A 17285-nucleotide genomic window follows, 5' to 3' on the forward strand; every position below is an offset into this window, starting at 1 on the left:
ATTTTATTGGGTAGTCACCCGTCATCTTTAAGGCTTAATCGTCCTGAAGTGCGTCATAACCCTCTTCATTCGTTCTGATCTTTACTACGTTCTCAATGTTGTATATAAAGATCTTTCCGTCTCCGATATGACCTGTATAAAGGGCTGCCTTTGCAGCATCGATAACTGCTCTTGTTGGTACCTTGCAAATAACGACCTCGACCTTTACCTTTGGCAGCAGATTTGTTTCAACAACTGCACCACGGTAATACTCAGGCTGTCCTTTCTGCATTCCGCAGCCAAGAACGTTCGTTACTGTAACACCTGTTACGTCGATGTCCTCCAAAGCTGTGATAAGATCGTTGAGCTTCTGCTGCTTGCAGATGATAGCGACCTTTGTCATCTTAGGTGTGCCGTCAGCAGACGGTGCGTCTGTTGCATAAGATTCTACCTTGATGGCCTTCTCAACAGGAACTACAGGCTCTGTTGACTTGTCTACCTTTACAACGCTCTTTGCGTCGTCCTTTGTATAGCTGAGCATTGCCTGTGACATTGCTGGTGCGAAGTCAGCGTAAGAAGATACAAGACCATGCTCTGTAACGTCAAGACCAAGGATCTCTTCCTGCTCGGAAGCTCTAAGACCGATCGTGTGCTTGATGATCTGGAATACGATAGTCATTGTGATAGCTACCCAAGCGATAACTGATACCATACCGAGAAGCTGGATACCAAGGAGATGTGCTCCGCCGCCTGTGAAGAGTCCCTTTTCACCGCAAGTACCGTCTGAGAAAAGACCTACTGCGATAGTACCCCACATACCGTTGAGCATATGAACTCCGCAAGCACCAACTGGGTCATCTATCTTAAGTACCTGATCTATAAACTCTACACCTACAACTACGAGGATACCTGCAACGATACCGATTATAGCTGCTGATACTGGTGAAACTGTGTCGCATGGAGCTGTGATAGCTACCAGACCTGCAAGTGAAGCGTTAAGTGTCATTGAAACATCCGGCTTCTTATACTTGATCCAAGTAAAAATCATTGTTGTGATAGTTGCAACTGCTGCTGCAAGGTTTGTTGTTACGAAAACCTTACCTGCAAGCGGAATAGCGTCGCCTTCCATAGAAACTGTTGAAGCACCGTTGAATCCGAACCAGCAGAACCAAAGGATAAAGCAGCCAAGTGCGCCCAGTGTAAGCGAGTGACCTGGGATAGCCTTTGCCTTGCCGTTCTTGTCATACTTACCGATACGAGGACCAAGGATAGCTGCGCCAACGAATGCTGCAACGCCGCCTGCCATATGAACGCAAGTTGAACCTGCGAAATCATGGAAGCCGAGGTCTGCAAGCCAGCCGCCGCCCCAGATCCAGTGAGCCTCGATAGGATAGACCAGAAGGCTTATAATTGCTGAATAGATACAATAAGAAATGAACTTTGTTCTTTCTGCCATAGCTCCAGAAACGATAGTTGCTGCTGTTGCACAGAAAACTGTCTGGAAGATAAGGAAAGCAAAGAATGGAACTCCGTCTGGAGCAGCTGAAGCATATGTTGAATCAGCGATTCCCTTGTAAGCTCCGATGAACTTTCCGTCGCCAAACATTATACCGAAACCAAAGAGCCAAAACAGCGGAGTTCCGATACAGAAGTCCATCAGGTTTTTCATGATTATGTTACCTGCGTTTTTCGCACGGGTGAAGCCCGTTTCAACCATTGCGAAGCCTGCCTGCATAAAGAATACAAGTGCAGCTCCCAACAGTACCCATATAGTATTGACGGCACTGAAGCCTGTGCTGTCAGCCAATACTGTTACAGTGTTTGTCATATCTTTTTCCTCCTAAAATACAAAAAAGCGTATGACGACCAAAGCCATTCGGCTCGGTCTGTCATACACTTCATTGTGCATTCCGTATATTATTGTAGCTGTAGGGGAACAAAGTAGTAGATCTGTGGTTAGTTTGTTATAAAGTCCATGTTATATTGAAAATTTGAATTGTCCCTTACTTAACGTAGAACAGCAGGTCGCTGTATGTTGGATAAGGCCAGTACTCCTTGCCTACCAGTGTTTCGATCTTATCAGCCGGAACTCTGAGAGCGCCCATATCTGCAAAGATAGTATCGTGGAAGAAGTTTGCCATTTCCTGTGTGTCCTCTATAGCGTGTACTTTCTGTACATCAGCTTCCAGTGTGCCAAGTGCCTTGTACATCTCAGTTACGAGAGCTGAAATTTCCTTAACGGTTTCTTCCTCAAATACAGTTTCAGCACCGCAGCTCTTTGCAAGCTCAGCAGTCTTTGCGATATCCTTGATATACTTAGCTGCAGCAGGAAGGATCTCCTTCTTAGCCATGTCGATCATTGTAAGAGCCTCGATATTGAGCGTCTTGCAATACTCGTCGAGGAGGATCTCAACTCTTGACTGAAGCTCAGCTTCTGTATAGACTCCGTACTTAGAGAATACGTCAACATTCTTTTGTGCAAGGAATGCAGGAACAGCTTCAGGAGTTGACTTAAGGTTAAGAAGTCCTCTCTTTTCAGCTTCAACAGGCCACTCGTCTGAATAACCATTGCCGTTGAAGATGATGTTCTGATTTTCCTTGATAGTTCTCTTGATAAGATCGTCAAGAGCGTCCTGGAAGTTGTCAGCCTTTTCAAGCTCGTCAGCAAACTGATCGAGAACGTCAGCAACGATAGTGTTAAGAACTGTGTTAGGACCTGCTACTGAAAGCTTTGAACCAGGCATTCTGAACTCAAACTTATTGCCTGTGAATGCAAATGGTGAAGTTCTGTTACGATCTGTTGTATCCTTAGGGAAGTGTGGCAGAACGTCAACACCGATCTCCATCTCAACTCTCTTGTCCTCATACTTAACGCCGTTTACGATAGCATCAAGAACGCCTGTAAGCTCGTCGCCAAGGAAGATAGAAATAATAGCCGGAGGAGCTTCGTTAGCGCCAAGTCTATGGTCGTTACCAGCAGAAGCAACTGAAGCTCTCAGGATATCCTGATAATCATTTACAGCCTTGATAACTGCTGTAAGGAACAGGAGGAACTGAGCGTTCTCAGCAGGTGTTTTACCAGGATCAAGGAGGTTTACACCTGTGTTTGTTGAGATAGACCAGTTGTTATGCTTACCGGAACCGTTGATGCCAGCGAATGGCTTCTCATGAAGTAGGCACTTGAAGCCGTGCTTTCTAGCTGTTCTCTTCATGATCTCCATTGTGAGCTGGTTGTGGTCGGTGGCGATATTTGTTGTGCCATATATAGGAGCAAGCTCGTGCTGAGCAGGTGCAACCTCGTTATGCTTTGTTTTAGCGTAGATACCAAGTTTCCAGAGCTGCTCGTCAAGATCTTTCATGTAAGCCTGAACTCTTGTCTTGATAGTACCGAAATAGTGATCTTCAAGTTCCTGACCCTTTGGAGCAGGTGCGCCGTAAAGCGATCTGCCAGCAAGGATAAGATCCTCTCTCTTTGCATACATCTCTCTGTCTACAAGGAAGTATTCCTGCTCAGGACCAACGTTTGCTGTAACTCTTGTTGCGTCTGAGCCGAACAACTTCAGAATTCTGAGAGCTGACTTATTGATAGCTTCCATTGAACGGAGAAGCGGAGTTTTCTTATCAAGCGCTTCGCCATTGTATGAACAGAAAGCAGTAGGAATACAAAGTGCTTTTTCCTTAATGAATGCGTATGAAGTTGGGTCCCAAGCTGTATAGCCTCTTGCCTCGAATGTTGCTCTCAATCCGCCTGAAGGGAAAGAAGAAGCGTCAGGTTCACCCTTAACAAGCTCCTTGCCTGAGAACTCCATGATAACGTGACCGTCCTCAGTTGGTGAGATAAAGCTGTCGAGCTTTTCTGCTGTAAGACCTGTCATTGGCTGGAACCAGTGAGTGTAATGTGTGCAGCCCTTTTCAACTGCCCAATCCTTCATTGCGTTAGCAACGATGTTTGCAACCTCGATATCAAGTGGATCGCCGTTGTCGATAGTCTTCTTCAAAGCCTTGTATGTAGCCTTTGGAAGTCTTTCTTTCATCACTGATTCATTGAATACGTCTGAGCCGAAATATTCAGGAACGTTTGCCATATTGAATTCCTCCTATTATAAATTATAGTCTAAGAAAAATAAAAAAGACACTGCGAACCTAAGTGGTTCACAGCGCCTTTGCTGTTTACAGTTATGAGTATATACCTTTTGACCTCATTTGTCAAGGCTTTTTTTCATTTTTATAGACTTTTACAAATCGACGCAAAAATATTTGTTGAAACTTGTGAAATCACATCCCATGTCAATAAAATGCACATATTTTTGTAAAGAAATACATCAAACTGCTAAAATAGTGAAAAAAAGTGGGCGACCCTAGGTCGCCCCTACGATAATATCCTAAATATCTATATAATGATCCTTATCAGGTCTGTCTTTGAGCTCTTTTTTCATAAGCTTATTTACCTTTTTGAGCTTTGAGCCTGCGGTAAAACAGCCGAAGATATTCGTCACACCTGAAACGAGCAGAGCGATACCAAGGACTATCATTGCAGTTTCGCCTAAAATAAGAGGGTCAAAGAGGAGAAGTATACCAACGAGAGTGGTAATAGCGGCTGAGATACAGCTTACGTTCCAACTTTCTACACCTGCACGTCTAAGGTTAAGGGAGTCCTGAATGTTCACGATGCCGCTTATGAGCATATAAAGTCCGCAGACAACGGCAATGACTTTCGGGATAAAATCAGGTCTTATGATAATGAAAATGCCTATGGCGGCGAGGATGATCCCTCTCACAAGGCTTGAAGAATAGCTCTGGTCGTCTTTGCCCATGGCGAAGTATCTTATAAGCTCCACTGCACCGAATGCGGTGAAAAGTCCACCAATAACATAGCCTATGGCGGCGGTGAAGAAATTAGGGTCGATTATGAGCGCAATGCCCAGCACTACGCAGAATATAGACAATATCCAATAGCTTCTGAATACTTTTTTGATATATTCCATTTTTATCTTTCCTTTCATTTTTTTATAATGCTGCAAGCTGGCGACTAGACGTGCGACCTCAGGTCGCCCCTACAATTTATTTGTGCAGTACAATGGTGTTGCATTAATAAATGCACAGCGTGAAATGCCCGTCACGGAGAGTGACCGCCCACACAATAAACAAAACAAGGTTGAAAAGCGGGCTGTCGAGGGTGCCAGCCCCTACAATAACATTGCAGAAATTACGCCGCGCCATTACAAATATCATTTTGCCGATTTTAGCTTTGCCGCCTTTATTACTTTCATTCGTGAGAACTCCTCTCTGTCCTTTTCTTCAAGAGAGTCAGTAATGAATTTCACTATGCGTTCATTTCTTGGAATGATTATGTTTTGCAGGGCGTTTGCTCTGCGCTGTGTCTTTTTTATGGCTACGGACAGTCTGTAGATACTGTTTTCCACTTCTGCGAGGACTGCTGTGGTCTGTTTTACCTTTTCAAAGGCAAGATAGGCTCTGTCAAGCTGAGAATCGGTCTGAGAAAAGCCGTATGTGACTTTCAGAGGGCGTTCTTTAAGGGTGACCTTTGGCAGCTCAACGCCCATGACGCTTCTTGTGCTTATCTCAACGCCTGTTTCAACAGGGATACAATTTGCATAAGGTGTAACAAGACCCATGGAGATATTTGCAAGCTGGAGTGCGCTGTAGGCTTCCTTGTAGGTGTCCTCAATGCTTCCTCTAAGCTCCCCTGCTTTGTCAACAAGGCTCATAAGCTCTCTTATAAGGATATTTCTTTTTCTGTCCAGAAGCTCATAGCCCAATGCGGCAAGTTTCAGAACCTTTTTATAAAGTATAAGATTTCCCTTTGTGGCAAAGACCTGCTGTTCAGCCATTGGTCACACCCTCTTTCTATTATATCACTGTATATAAATAAAGTCCAGTAGGGGCGAACATTGTTCGCCCGATTTTTTCTTTGTGAGCCGTTTTATTCAGCATTGGAATAGTGATGTTGCAAATAATTACAAAATCGCAAACAACAATATTGTGAGTGACGGCAATATCATAAATAACCGCAATATTGTGGAATAACGGGCGAACAATGTTCGCCCCTACATAATTATTTGTGCGGCACTGAATTTTAGTCCTCTGCAAAAAGAGCCTTAGCTTTTTCGACACTGTAATAATGCTCCAGATGTTCTTCGTCAACACGGTCAAGCTCTGATTTCGGCAGGGTGGAGAGCAAGCTCCAGCCTAGGTCGAGAGTTTCATCTATGGTGCGGTTCACGTCAAAGCCTTGGTCGATAAAATGCTTTTCAAAAAGCGTACCGAATTTAAGATAGGCTTTATCGGTATCGGAAAGCTCCTCCTCACCGATAACGGAGGCAAGGCTTCTTGCGTCCTGAACCTTTGCATAGGCTGCAAAAAGCTGGTTTGACACCATTTGGTGGTCTTCCCTTGTATAGCCCTCGCCTATGCCGTCTTTCATAAGTCTTGAAAGGCTCGGCAGGATAGAAACAGCAGGATAAACGCCTGTTTGGTCGAGGTTTCTGTCAAGAACTATCTGTCCCTCGGTTATATAGCCTGTAAGGTCAGGAACAGGGTGGGTGATATCGTCATTCGGCATTGTGAGAATAGGTATCTGCGTAACAGAGCCTTTTGCACCCTTTACAATGCCTGCTCTTTCATAGATAGAGGCAAGGTCGGAATAGAGATAGCCCGGATAGCCTTTTCTTCCCGGTATCTCCCCCTTTGATGAGGAGAACTCTCGCAAGGCTTCGGCATAGGAAGTCATATCTGTGAGGATAACGAGAATATGCATATCATGCTCAAAGGCAAGATATTCGGCACAAGTCAGGGCGCATCTTGGAGTGAGGATACGCTCTATGATAGGGTCGTTGGAGAGGTTTAAAAACATTGCGACTCTCTGCAAAACGCCTGTTTCCTCGAAACAGCGTTTGAAATAATCTGCAACATCGTTTTTTACGCCCATTGCTCCGAAAACTATTGCGAAATCCTGTCCGTTTTCGTCGGCGATTTTCGCTTGCCTTACTATCTGCACGGCGAGCTTATTATGGGAAAGTCCCGAACCTGAGAAGATAGGGAGTTTCTGACCTCTTATAAGGGTAGTAAGGGCGTCTATGGAGGATATTCCTGTGTTTATATAGTTTCGAGGATATGTTCTTGAAACAGGGTTAAGGGGCGAGCCGTTTATATCACGGTACTTTTCGGGGAAGATATCTCCCAATCCGTCGATAGGCTTGCCTGCTCCGCTGAATATCCTGCCCAGCATTTCGGTAGACAATGCAAGCTCCATAGGCTTGCCCTGAAAGCTTGTGGTGGTATTAACAAGGGAAAGTCCTTTTGTTCCCTCGAAAACCTGCAAAACAGCTCTGTCTTTTTCCACCTCTACAACTCTTGCAAGGCGGCGTGTGCCGTCATCAAGTTTTATTTCTGCCATTTCGTCATAGGAAATGCCGCTTACATGGTCAAGTGCAACGAGCGGTCCGTTTATTTCGCTAAGACCGATATATTTTACGTTCACGCTCCTGCACCTCCTGTCAAAGCCTCCATATCGGCTTTCATATTCTTTTCGTATTCGTCAAAAAGCTCTATTTTATCGTTCGGTATATCATACTTGACTTTGATAAGCTTTTCTATCCAGCCGCAGCCTATTATTTTATCAACGTTCACGCCCTGTGAAAGTGCTTTCTTTGCAAGGGCATAGAAATCTGTGATAAGCTTCATCATGCGGTACTGCTTATCAAGTGGGACGTAGGTATCGTCCTTATGATAGGCGTTTTGCTGTAAAAAGCCTACTCTTACGGCTCTTGCGGTTTCGATAAGAAGCTTCTGATCGTCAGGGAGGACGTCAGTACCCATGAGCTTAACTATCTCCATAAGAGTATTTTCCTCAACGAGGATATTTGATATCTCCTGTCTGACTTTCATGAAGTTCTCATTGACGTTTTTATTATAATAATCTGCAAGGTCTTCTGTATACTCGGAATAGCTTGTGTTCCAGTTTATTGCAGGATAATGTCTTGCATAGGCGAGAGATTTATCCAGCGCCCAGAAGCAACGTACAAAACGCTTTGTATTCTGTGTGACAGGCTCGGAAAAGTCAGAGCCTTGGGGCGAAACTGCTCCGATTATAGTAACAGAGCCTTCCTTGCCGCCCAGAGTTTCAACATAGCCTGCACGCTCATAGAACTCAGAAATTCGTGACGGCAGATAGGCAGGGAAACCTTCCTCGGCAGGCATTTCTTCAAGTCTGCCTGATATCTCACGGAGAGCTTCTGCCCAACGTGAAGTAGAGTCTGCCATAATTGCGATATGATAACCCATATCACGGTAATACTCGGCAAGGGTTATGCCCGTATAGATAGAGGCTTCACGGGCGGCGACAGGCATATTTGAAGTGTTTGCGATAAGCACTGTTCTGTCGGTAAGCGGTCTTTGTGTTTTCGGGTCGATAAGCTCTGAGAACTCCTCAAGCACCTGCGTCATTTCGTTTCCACGCTCGCCGCAGCCTATATAGACGATTATATCTGCGTCACACCATTTTGCAAGCTGGTGCTGGGTCATGGTCTTGCCTGTGCCGAAGCCCCCAGGGATAGCGGCTGTTCCGCCCTTTGCAACAGGCAGAATAGTATCAACGATACGCTGACCTGTTACCAACGGCTTTGTAATAGGCAGGCGGTTTTTGCATGGTCTTGATGTTCTGATAGGCCATTTCTGGCAGAGGGTAAGCTCCTCTACTGCTCCGTTAGGGGCTTTTATTTTTGCCACAACGTCATTTATTGTATAGTCACCGTTTTCGGCAGTCCATATGACCTCTCCGCCTTTTGACAGAGGGGAAAGCATACACTTATGTGTGATAAGTGGCGTTTCGGGGCAGGTGCAATAAATATCCCCTGCGGAAAGCTTATCCCCTGTTTTCACTGTCATTGTAACGGGATACTTTTTCTCTGTATCAAGCGAGCTTACGTCTGCACCGTCAGTGATAAATGCGCCTGAGACTTCTTCAAGCTTCTTGAGAGGTCTTTCGATGCCGTCAAAGATGTTATTTATTATACCGGGGCCGAGGGTGGCTGACATCGGTGCGCCTGTTGAGGTAACAGGCTCGCCGGGCATAAGCCCTGTTGTTCCCTCATAGACCTGAATGGTGGTAAAATCGGACTGCACTCTTATGACCTCGCCGATAAGACGCTTTTTGCCCACATAGACCATTTCCTGCATGGCAAAGCTTTTCGTATCTGCAACCTTTACTACAGGTCCGTTTACCGAATATATTTTATCCATAAAAAACTCCTTATTACCCAAGCACAAGCTCGGCTTTTTCAGTAAAGGCTGAACGCTGCCCCTCAAATGCTGAATCAAAGGTATAATCAAGTGCTATACCCATATCCTCATAGACCATGAGCATACCGCCAAGCTCTATGGAATCTCGGCTTTTTACTTCAAAGTCTGCAAGGTCAGAGGCGTATTTCATATCCTCAGGTGAGAGGTAGATAACACCATTATGCTCGGGATAGGTCTGTTTGCATTTTTCGGCTTTTTCTTTTAGCCAAGACTTATAATCTCTGCTTGCTTTGAAAGTCGCAAGCCTGCTTTTTACGTTGTCAAAAACGCTGTCTATAAGCTTTTCTCTATGGCAAAGCACGTTTCTTTTAGCTTCAAGCTGTTTTGAAGATATTTCCCTTATGGCTCTTGCCTCCTCGGTCTTATCTGTGGCGGCTTTTTTTGAGTCTGCGAGACTTTGTGCTTCTATTTTTGCCTGAGCAAGCTCGTTTTCACGCTGTTTATCAGCGGATTCGGTTATGAGCTTTGCCTGCTTTTCGGCGTCCTCAAAGACAGCCTGCTTGAAGCGTTCAAGTTTTATCGTCTGATTTTCCATTACTAAACTCCTATCAAAATCACAGCTTTATTCCCACTGCTTCTGCGAGATAGTGGGAAATGGTATCAGATATCTTTGATGTGGCATGGCGGTCGGGTATTTCAACTATGAGGGGCGTTTCTCTTGTGAGCTTATAGTCATAGACCTTTTCTCTGCACTGCTTGACTGCAAGCTCTGTCATAAGCACAACGCCAACGTCCTTCATTTCCATAGCCTTATCAAGTGCGTTTGACACCTCCTCGGAGGTATGCACCACAACGCCCTCGATACCTGAAAGTCTCATGCCCATTTGGGTATCTATATTATCGCTGATAAGATAAAATCTCATGTTAAATGCCCAATGCAGTGCCTACGTTTGAGATTATAAGGATAGCGATAAGAAGTCCATAGAGGGCGATACCTTCGCCAAGGACAACGAAGATAAGAGCCTTTACAAAGTTCTTAGGGTCTTCTGAGGTTGCACCGATAGCGGCTGGAGCGCCTGCGGCAACGGCTATGCCTGAACCTACGCAGGAAAGTCCAACGGCAAGGGCTGCTGCAAGGTAGCCAAGGCCTGCGCCTGTTGAAAGGGCGGCCTTAACGCCCTCCTCGCTTGCGGCTGAAACAAAATTACCTACAGGGACGATAAGAGCGCAGAGCATTATGCCTGCAAATGTACAGAGATTACCGATAAAAGCTCCCTTTGGCGATCTTCCGTTCTTTATTTTCTTTGCGGTGAAAATGAATGGTACGCAAAGAAGTGCGACTGCTATAAGTGGGAGCAGGAAATAGATAAGCATAGTTGATTCCTCCAAAAAATTATTTTTACTTTAGATTTTACGAATTACATTGTACGGGTATGGATAAGGGTCGGGGTAAAATGCCCGTCACGGCGAGTGACCGAACGAAGTTCGCCCCTACAAAACAATACCACAAATTTGATATCATTCCGTTTGTGAGGTAAATTTTACGCCAACAGGCTCGAATGGTTTTCCGCCGCCCTCATAGAAGCGGGAGAATATCTCATAAAACTCAAGTCTGATTATCTGAATGGCAACTATCATGCCCTCCATTACCATTACAAACAGGTTGCCAAGCACAAGCACGAATGGCTGTGCGGCGGCGGAACACATTTCCATAAGGGTCATTACCACCAGCATCATGCCTGCGTGGGAGAGGACAAATCCGCCCACACGGAGAAATGACATAGTATTTGAAACATAGCTGAGCAGGAACTCAAACATCTCAAAGAAATTTTCAACTATAAAGTTGCCCACGGTCATTTTTTCCTCGTCCTCGGACAAGCGCCACTGTTTATACTTCACGGCGATAGAGAAAGGTGTTCGGCAGAATATACACACCAATGGTATTACGATAAGGAAAATGACGAACGGAGTGGACATGACTTTCACATCGAACATGAGCGTTCCAACAAGTCCTACCGCAACGGAGCTGTAGAACACAAGTCCTGCAATACCGTTACAGCCGAAAATGGCTTTTTCGTAATCCTTATTTTTAAAGCCGATATAGATATTGAGTATCATTGAGATAACGATAAGTGCAACGCCTATGGCAACGGCAGTTATGAGGATAAAGTTCGTTTGCTTGAAAACCTTTAGGGGCAGGAAGTCAAGTCCTATATTCTCAAACACAGGGTCTAAAAGCTCTTCATAACCGAAGAACGAGCCATAGAGAGTACCGAATATCATACTTGATATGCCAAGGCGTGTGACAAGACCGCTTATTTTTGCTCCTAGCTTTTTCTTTAAGGCAAGTCCGCCTAGAACGATAAGAAGTCCTTGTCCCAAGTCGCCGAACATTATGCCGAAAAGCAGAGTATAGGTTATTGCCACGAAGGCTGTCGGGTTATAGCCTTTATACTCAGGCAGACCGTACATTTCCACAAGCATTGTGAAAGGTCGGGTCAAAAAGTTGTTTTTAAGCACTGTAGGCGGCTCACATGAGGCGTCTGCGTCAGGTGGGAGATAGACCACTGACACTGAACGCATATCCTCGAAGAGCTTATCAAAGCGGTCTTTTTCCTTTTCGGGGATAAAGCCTTTAAGATAAAACTTATCGTTTAGTGCGGCGGCATTTCGTCGCAGGTCAAAGGTATCGTGGATAAATCTCATCTTTGAGAAAGCCTTTTGCAGTTCAGGCTCTGCTTTTGCGGCAAGCTCGTTTATCTGCTCGTTTATCTTTGCGTTCTCAACTGTATCTGCGTCTATAGTTTGTTTTAGCTTTTCCAAGGCTTCGTCTGCGTCGCCTGATACATAGGACGGTATCCGTATCCTTTCAAAATACATTGAGTGGAAGATATCATCAACACGCTGTTTATCACGTTCAGGGACGAAATACATTCCCCAGCAGAAGCTTTTTCCCGTTTCAAATGGGACAAAGAAGAAATTCTCGTCATAATAGTCAAGCTTCGGCAGGTTATCCACAGGCAGCTTTCCGATACGGACGGAAACATACTTCATTGAGAAAAGCTGCTGAAAGTCGCTGTGCATACCTTTCAGGTGGTCTATTTGTCTGACCGCCCCTCCAAGCTCTGAGATACGCTGAGTAAGCTCCAGCCGCTTTGTATTAAGCTCGCTGAAAGGGGTATTATACTTTTCAAACAGGGAGTTAAAATCCTGCGGAGCTGACAGGTCACAGTCGGTAAAATCAGTTTCCTTTAGAGTTATACCAAGCTGTGCGGAAAGTTGGGCAAGTTCTTTCAGAGGTCGGTCATACTCGTTTTTCTCGCTGAGGGGCTTCATTGCGCTGTCGGGGGAATTGCCCGCAGGCTCAATATGAAAACAGCCGCTTTCACAGCACCTTTTCAGGGTGGCGTCAAGCTCGTCCATAAGCCCTGCTATATTCACAAGGGACATTTTTTCTATAGCCAATCACATTATCTCCTTTCCTGAGAATTTACCGCTCAGGCGGTGATGATAAGATCCTTTTCAACTGCCGAGGGATCGGCATTATATCTTATCGCTTCGATTATATGCACGATGTTCAAGGCTTCCGTACTGCACAGTTTCATAAAGGCATAGAGTGAAACAGGTGCGGCGGTGCTTTGGGCGAGGATATGAGAAAGATAGGCAAACTGTGAACTTCGGACTATACTTTCGATATATTCAGAGGTCTGTTTGCAACCCTTTGAATACTTTGATCTTTTCACCCATTCGAGCATATCTTCGGGGCTTTCAAGCTCATAATACTTATCAAGTCTTTTAACTGAGCCTGTGCCTGTTTTTATTCTTATCTGCCGTTTTTTTATCTCCTCGGAGGAGTAGCCAAAAAAGGCTTTCATACGGTAGGCGTTTATTATGTTAAGGCAATCTATCTCCCGGCTTATCATTTCTGAGAGCTGTTTGCTTTGCATTTCGGAAAAATCATGCTTTGCGGTATTTAAAAGCTCGGTATAATAGGCTGTTCTCAGCCTTAGCTCGCACTCGGTATAATCCGCTGAGCCGTCCTCCAAAGGCGGTATTTTCACCAGTATCTTATAATACGGTGTATTTCTTAGTATTTTAAGAAGCTGTTCATAGTTCTCGGCTCGGCTCATTTCAAGAAGGCTCACCTTTGAATGTTTTATGACATAGCCGGGAAGGTCGTTAAGGTAAGAATTATCAAGTCCTGAATTTATATTGTTTATCATGGACAGAATACATTCTATCTCCTTGCTTTTTATAAGGAAGTCATAAAAAGGCAGTTTATCAAGCTCCTGAAATCTGCACAGGCGCATATAGGTATTGAAATTCTCTCTTTGGAGAAGCGCCTCCACAAAACCTCTATGGACGGTATTAGGGTCAACGTCACGGAAAGCGTCTTTATATCTGGCTGAATGTGCAAGATAGTCTGCGGCTTCGGGGACTGTTCTTCGCATGAGCATTTCATGATAGTTCTCTTTAGTAAACATTCTGCCGTGGATATATTTTATTTTCGCCACTGTTCCGTTGGCAGACCAACTGTCAAGCATATTTTTTCAGCACCTTTCACGGAGAATTTTTGCTCTACTTCGGAGAGATGATATTATCAAATATCTCCTTCTCCCACTGAGTATGTTTTTCTTCAAATATTTTATCGAGAACCGTTGTTTTCTCGTTCTGTGCGGAAGTTATCTTTTCGCTTTCGGTATTTATACGCTCTGTGACCTCTTTGGTTTTCTGCATTTTATAGGCTTCGGCTTCTTTCAGGGCGTTTTCTTTCAGCTCCTGCGCTTCTTTCACTGTGCGCTCCAGCAGTTCGCCTCTTTCCATATCTGCTTTTTCAAGCTTGCCTGCAGCGGCTTTATCTGTTTGCAGTATTTCTGCTATCATATCCATATTATTCTCCCCTTTCAGGCAGGATAGTTTTATAACATTAATTGTACACCTTTTTGTCTTAAATAGCAAGTTTGAAGGGGTACAAAGCCATACTTTTTATACATTTTGCACTATCTATATGACTTTTCTTTGGACAAATTGCTCTATGTGTAATGATTTTAGTCAGAATACACATTTTATTTTACCCTGAATTTGAAAAATTAGTTGAATATCTGCGGTCAGGTCACTTGACAAAAGGGGACAAAAGTGGTAAACTTGTATTTATCACGCACACATCTGTACTTTGGAGGTGGACTAAAATTGGAGAACGGGCAAAACAAACTTGTTATCGTAAGCTCTGAGGTGCTTCCTGACATTGTGCTAAAGGTGCTTGCCGCAAAGCGCATGAGGGCAAGGGGCGAAGTTTCCACCTCATCGGAAGCCTGCCGCAAGGTGGGGATATCGAGGAGCGCATACTACAAATACAAGGACTCCGTATTCAATTATGAAGAACAGCTCACAAACAACATCGTTTCGGTATACTGCATACTGAGAGATGAAAAGGGAGTGCTTTCCTCCATTATATCACGGCTTTACGAGCTGAACACGAATATTCTGACCATAAACCAGAATATTCCTATCGACTCGGTGGCGACGGTGACATTCTCGGTAAGATTTGAGCATGACGCACTTAGCACCAACGTGCTTACGGAGGAGCTTTCTAAAGTTCACGGCGTTGTGGAAGTCAAGATAATATCGGGAGAGTAAGGGTAAAATAAGATTTTAACAATATATAATTTATTAGGAATGAGGATTTTTTATGTGTAAAGTAGCAGTTATCGGTTATGGCGTTGTAGGCTCTGGTACGGTAGAGCTTTTTATGAAAAACCGTGAATCTATCTCAAAAAAGGTCGGCAAGGAATGTGACATCAAGTACATTCTTGATCTGAGGGATTTCCCTGATTCTCCATTTGCAGACAAAATGATAAAAGACTTCAACATCATTCTCAATGATGCCGAGGTAGAAGTAGTAGCCGAGGTAGTAGGCGGAACGACTTTCGCTTATGACTACACAAAGAAGCTTCTTGAACACGGCAAGAGCGTTGTTACATCAAACAAGGCGCTAGTTGCGGAAAAGGGTGCAGAGCTTCTTAAAATAGCAAGGGAACACAACTGCAACTATCTGTTCGAGGCAAGCGTTGGCGGCGGTATACCTATCATCAGACCGCTTAACAAGTGTCTGGCAGGAAACGAGATACTTCAGATATCAGGTATTCTCAACGGCACAACAAACTTCATTCTTACAAAGATGATAAAAGAGCAGATGTCATTTGACGATGCGCTTAAAATGGCTCAGAAGCTTGGTTACGCTGAGGCTGACCCTACGGCTGACGTTGAGGGCGAGGACGCTTGCAGAAAGATCTGTATACTTGGCTCACTTGCATACGGCAAGCACATTTATCCTGAAATGGTACACTGCTCAGGCATAACAAAGATCACACTTGATGATGTTGAATATGCTGCAAACGCAGGCTATGTTATAAAGCTTATAGGTTCTGTAAAGAAGCTTGATGACGGCAGAGTGAGTGCTATCGTTTGTCCTAGACTTGTGCCAAAGTCAAATCTTCTTGCGTCTGTTGACGATGTATACAATGCTATCAGCGTAACAGGCGACGGCGTTGGCGACGTTATGTTCTACGGACAGGGCGCAGGCAAGCTTCCTACAGCTTCAGCGGTAGTAGGCGACATTATCGATTGTCTGAAGCATCATCACAGAGTGCTTGCTCTTACATGGGAAGATTGTGATGACAAGAACTTTGTTGCGCCATACAAGGATATGGACGTTTCAATGTATGTTCGCATAAAGGCTGAAAATGCTGAGGCTCTCAAGTCTTCTATTTCTGAGATGTTCGGAAAGCTCATGTATATAGAGCGTTCGGGCAGGACAGAAAACGAGCTTGCGTTTATCACGCCGAACATGAAAGAGGCTGACATTGACGCTAACCTGACTATCCTTTCACACTCCGCTGAGATCGCAAGCAAGATAAGGATATACTGATAAAAAACAAGAAGCGGCGGATAAAGAATATCCGCCGCTTTACATATTTAATCACGATCATTTAGTTTGAGATATGCTATCCAAACAGTGCCGTTCTCATTAATAGACATCAGAGCAAAAGGCTTGCCGTCCAAAGGTTCATTCTGATCATAATAGACCTTTGCATTATCACGAAGAATGGTGACCCTAAAATTCTCTGTTAAGCCACTGCAATCACTGCATTGTGTTGTTTTTCCAACATACTTATAGTCTTTTAACTCGGCTGTATCAAAGATCAGTCTGTCTTCAGGATTGACCGCAGGGATATACAGATCACCCTCATAATACATATACAATGGACACATATCAGCTCCTCTGACCTCTGTTGTTTCCTCTGTGCTCTCCTCAGTTACAACACTCTCTGTTTTAACATATTCGGAGTCTATTCCACTGTCATTTTTGCTTTTTGAACACGAGCAAAGACATACTGCCAGAAATGCCAGAATAATAACTGCTGTTTTCTTTTTCATAATAAGTCCCCCTCAAAGAAATCAATTGCGTTTTTTACAGTATGTTATTCACTGAGCAAATTCATATAATAGAGGGTGGTTTGTCCGTTTTCTTCAAAGGCAATTATAAACGGGTCGCTGTCATCTGCTTTGTCAGGGTCATGGTAGACCTTGGCGTTATCAGGCAGTGAAGTCACATCAAAATCTGACTTCATCTCATCGACGTTAAAAAATTCGTGGGTGTTTCCTACGAACTCATAGCCGTTCAGCCTTTCGGTCATCTTATCGTCTGTTGACATAAGAGTTTCTTCGGCTTTGTAAAGTGAGGTATATGTTTTGCCCTCATAGTACATATACGGCGGCGGAGTGTCTGCCACAAGCTCTGAGGTGGTTGGGGTGGTGGTCGTTGTTGAAACTGTTGTCACCGCTGTTGTTTCGGTCGGTTTTTCGGACGAGTTGTTCTGTTCTTCGTTTTTACTGCATGAACAAAATGCACAGAGACACAATGCACACAGAGCGATAATTATTTTTCTATTCATTTGCTCGCCCCCCTTTCTTTAACTAAAGGATAGCATAACATTGACTAATTGTCAATTGATGTAAAATACAATTTTAACTGCGCTTATTCG

General features: G+C 44.2%; 16 protein-coding genes. 2 read left to right on the forward strand and 14 right to left on the reverse strand.

Annotated features, from left to right (window positions below):
- Window positions 1–34: 34 nt before the first annotated feature.
- The 12 genes from OCV57_RS08035 to OCV57_RS08090 all read right to left on the reverse strand — a co-directional run bounded on the left by OCV57_RS08035 (window position 35) and on the right by OCV57_RS08090 (window position 14130).
- The gene (locus tag OCV57_RS08035) at window positions 35–1807 is read right to left on the reverse strand and encodes an ammonium transporter (protein WP_195387962.1); all 1773 of its coding nucleotides are present in this window, start codon (window positions 1805–1807) and stop codon (window positions 35–37) included.
- Window positions 1808–1982: 175 nt separating this feature from the next.
- Window positions 1983–4064: a glutamine synthetase III family protein gene (locus OCV57_RS08040; RefSeq protein WP_256321977.1), complete on the reverse strand. Its 2082-nt coding sequence runs from the start codon at window positions 4062–4064 to the stop codon at window positions 1983–1985.
- A gap of 297 nt (window positions 4065–4361) precedes the next feature.
- Window positions 4362–4964, reverse strand: a complete 603-nt coding sequence (locus tag OCV57_RS08045) for an HdeD family acid-resistance protein (RefSeq protein WP_181982872.1) — start codon at window positions 4962–4964, stop codon at window positions 4362–4364.
- A 243-nt stretch (window positions 4965–5207) separates the two neighbouring features.
- Window positions 5208–5831, reverse strand: a complete 624-nt coding sequence (locus OCV57_RS08050) for a V-type ATP synthase subunit D (protein ID WP_267301096.1) — start codon at window positions 5829–5831, stop codon at window positions 5208–5210.
- A 245-nt stretch (window positions 5832–6076) separates the two neighbouring features.
- The gene (locus OCV57_RS08055; protein WP_267301097.1) at window positions 6077–7480 is read right to left on the reverse strand and encodes a V-type ATP synthase subunit B; all 1404 of its coding nucleotides are present in this window, start codon (window positions 7478–7480) and stop codon (window positions 6077–6079) included.
- Window positions 7477–9240, reverse strand: coding sequence for a V-type ATP synthase subunit A (locus tag OCV57_RS08060; RefSeq protein ID WP_195246736.1), 1764 nt, complete (start codon window positions 9238–9240; stop codon window positions 7477–7479). The genes OCV57_RS08055 and OCV57_RS08060 overlap by 4 nt, the downstream gene beginning before the upstream one ends.
- A gap of 13 nt (window positions 9241–9253) precedes the next feature.
- Window positions 9254–9835, reverse strand: a complete 582-nt coding sequence (locus tag OCV57_RS08065) for a V-type ATP synthase subunit E (protein ID WP_267301099.1) — start codon at window positions 9833–9835, stop codon at window positions 9254–9256.
- A gap of 19 nt (window positions 9836–9854) precedes the next feature.
- Window positions 9855–10163 carry a V-type ATP synthase subunit F gene (locus tag OCV57_RS08070; protein WP_022287029.1) on the reverse strand — a complete coding sequence of 103 codons (309 nt, stop codon included), beginning with the start codon at window positions 10161–10163 and terminating at the stop codon, window positions 9855–9857.
- A 1-nt stretch (window position 10164) separates the two neighbouring features.
- On the reverse strand, window positions 10165–10614 hold the full coding sequence (locus tag OCV57_RS08075) for an ATP synthase subunit C (protein WP_022287030.1): 450 nt from the start codon (window positions 10612–10614) through the stop codon (window positions 10165–10167).
- A 144-nt stretch (window positions 10615–10758) separates the two neighbouring features.
- A complete protein-coding gene (locus OCV57_RS08080; RefSeq protein ID WP_267301103.1) occupies window positions 10759–12705 on the reverse strand; it encodes a V-type ATP synthase subunit I in 1947 nt (648 codons plus the stop codon).
- Between the two features lie 32 nt (window positions 12706–12737).
- Window positions 12738–13784: a V0D/AC39 family V-type ATPase subunit gene (locus OCV57_RS08085; RefSeq protein WP_117857115.1), complete on the reverse strand. Its 1047-nt coding sequence runs from the start codon at window positions 13782–13784 to the stop codon at window positions 12738–12740.
- Window positions 13785–13818: 34 nt separating this feature from the next.
- Entirely contained in the window at window positions 13819–14130 is a 312-nt protein-coding gene (locus OCV57_RS08090; protein WP_267301105.1) for a hypothetical protein, read from the reverse strand.
- Window positions 14131–14430: 300 nt separating this feature from the next.
- Between OCV57_RS08090 and OCV57_RS08095 the strand changes: the two genes are divergently transcribed.
- Window positions 14431–14877 (forward strand): ACT domain-containing protein, encoded by a 447-nt coding sequence (locus OCV57_RS08095; protein WP_022287034.1) that lies wholly within the window; start codon window positions 14431–14433, stop codon window positions 14875–14877.
- 52 nt (window positions 14878–14929) lie between these two features.
- Window positions 14930–16168 carry a homoserine dehydrogenase gene (locus tag OCV57_RS08100; RefSeq protein WP_022287035.1) on the forward strand — a complete coding sequence of 413 codons (1239 nt, stop codon included), beginning with the start codon at window positions 14930–14932 and terminating at the stop codon, window positions 16166–16168.
- A gap of 47 nt (window positions 16169–16215) precedes the next feature.
- Here the strand turns inward: OCV57_RS08100 and OCV57_RS08105 are convergent, their stop codons facing one another.
- Together OCV57_RS08105 and OCV57_RS08110 are read right to left on the reverse strand one after the other, a co-directional pair.
- Window positions 16216–16677, reverse strand: coding sequence for a hypothetical protein (locus OCV57_RS08105; RefSeq protein WP_117857111.1), 462 nt, complete (start codon window positions 16675–16677; stop codon window positions 16216–16218).
- A gap of 44 nt (window positions 16678–16721) precedes the next feature.
- Complete coding sequence (locus tag OCV57_RS08110) at window positions 16722–17195, reverse strand: hypothetical protein (protein ID WP_267301106.1); 474 nt, start codon at window positions 17193–17195, stop codon at window positions 16722–16724.
- Window positions 17196–17285: the final 90 nt, after the last annotated feature.

It is taken from the genome of Hominimerdicola aceti (genome assembly GCF_025567495.1).
GTDB lineage: Bacteria > Bacillota > Clostridia > Oscillospirales > Ruminococcaceae > Hominimerdicola > Hominimerdicola aceti.

Excerpts from the sequence above, each read along its gene's own strand:
- OCV57_RS08035 (WP_195387962.1), bottom strand. The coding sequence starts at position 1,807 with ATGACAAACACTGTAACAGTATTGGCTGACAGCACAGGCTTCAGTGCC.
- OCV57_RS08040 (WP_256321977.1), bottom strand. The coding sequence starts at position 4,064 with ATGGCAAACGTTCCTGAATATTTCGGCTCAGACGTATTCAATGAATCA.
- OCV57_RS08045 (WP_181982872.1), bottom strand. The coding sequence starts at position 4,964 with ATGGAATATATCAAAAAAGTATTCAGAAGCTATTGGATATTGTCTATA.
- OCV57_RS08050 (WP_267301096.1), bottom strand. The coding sequence starts at position 5,831 with ATGGCTGAACAGCAGGTCTTTGCCACAAAGGGAAATCTTATACTTTAT.
- OCV57_RS08060 (WP_195246736.1), bottom strand. The coding sequence starts at position 9,240 with ATGGATAAAATATATTCGGTAAACGGACCTGTAGTAAAGGTTGCAGAT.
- OCV57_RS08065 (WP_267301099.1), bottom strand. The coding sequence starts at position 9,835 with ATGGAAAATCAGACGATAAAACTTGAACGCTTCAAGCAGGCTGTCTTT.
- OCV57_RS08070 (WP_022287029.1), bottom strand. The coding sequence starts at position 10,163 with ATGAGATTTTATCTTATCAGCGATAATATAGATACCCAAATGGGCATG.
- OCV57_RS08075 (WP_022287030.1), bottom strand. The coding sequence starts at position 10,614 with ATGCTTATCTATTTCCTGCTCCCACTTATAGCAGTCGCACTTCTTTGC.
- OCV57_RS08085 (WP_117857115.1), bottom strand. The coding sequence starts at position 13,784 with ATGCTTGACAGTTGGTCTGCCAACGGAACAGTGGCGAAAATAAAATAT.
- OCV57_RS08090 (WP_267301105.1), bottom strand. The coding sequence starts at position 14,130 with ATGGATATGATAGCAGAAATACTGCAAACAGATAAAGCCGCTGCAGGC.
- OCV57_RS08100 (WP_022287035.1), top strand. The coding sequence starts at position 14,930 with ATGTGTAAAGTAGCAGTTATCGGTTATGGCGTTGTAGGCTCTGGTACG.
- OCV57_RS08105 (WP_117857111.1), bottom strand. The coding sequence starts at position 16,677 with ATGAAAAAGAAAACAGCAGTTATTATTCTGGCATTTCTGGCAGTATGT.
- OCV57_RS08110 (WP_267301106.1), bottom strand. The coding sequence starts at position 17,195 with ATGAATAGAAAAATAATTATCGCTCTGTGTGCATTGTGTCTCTGTGCA.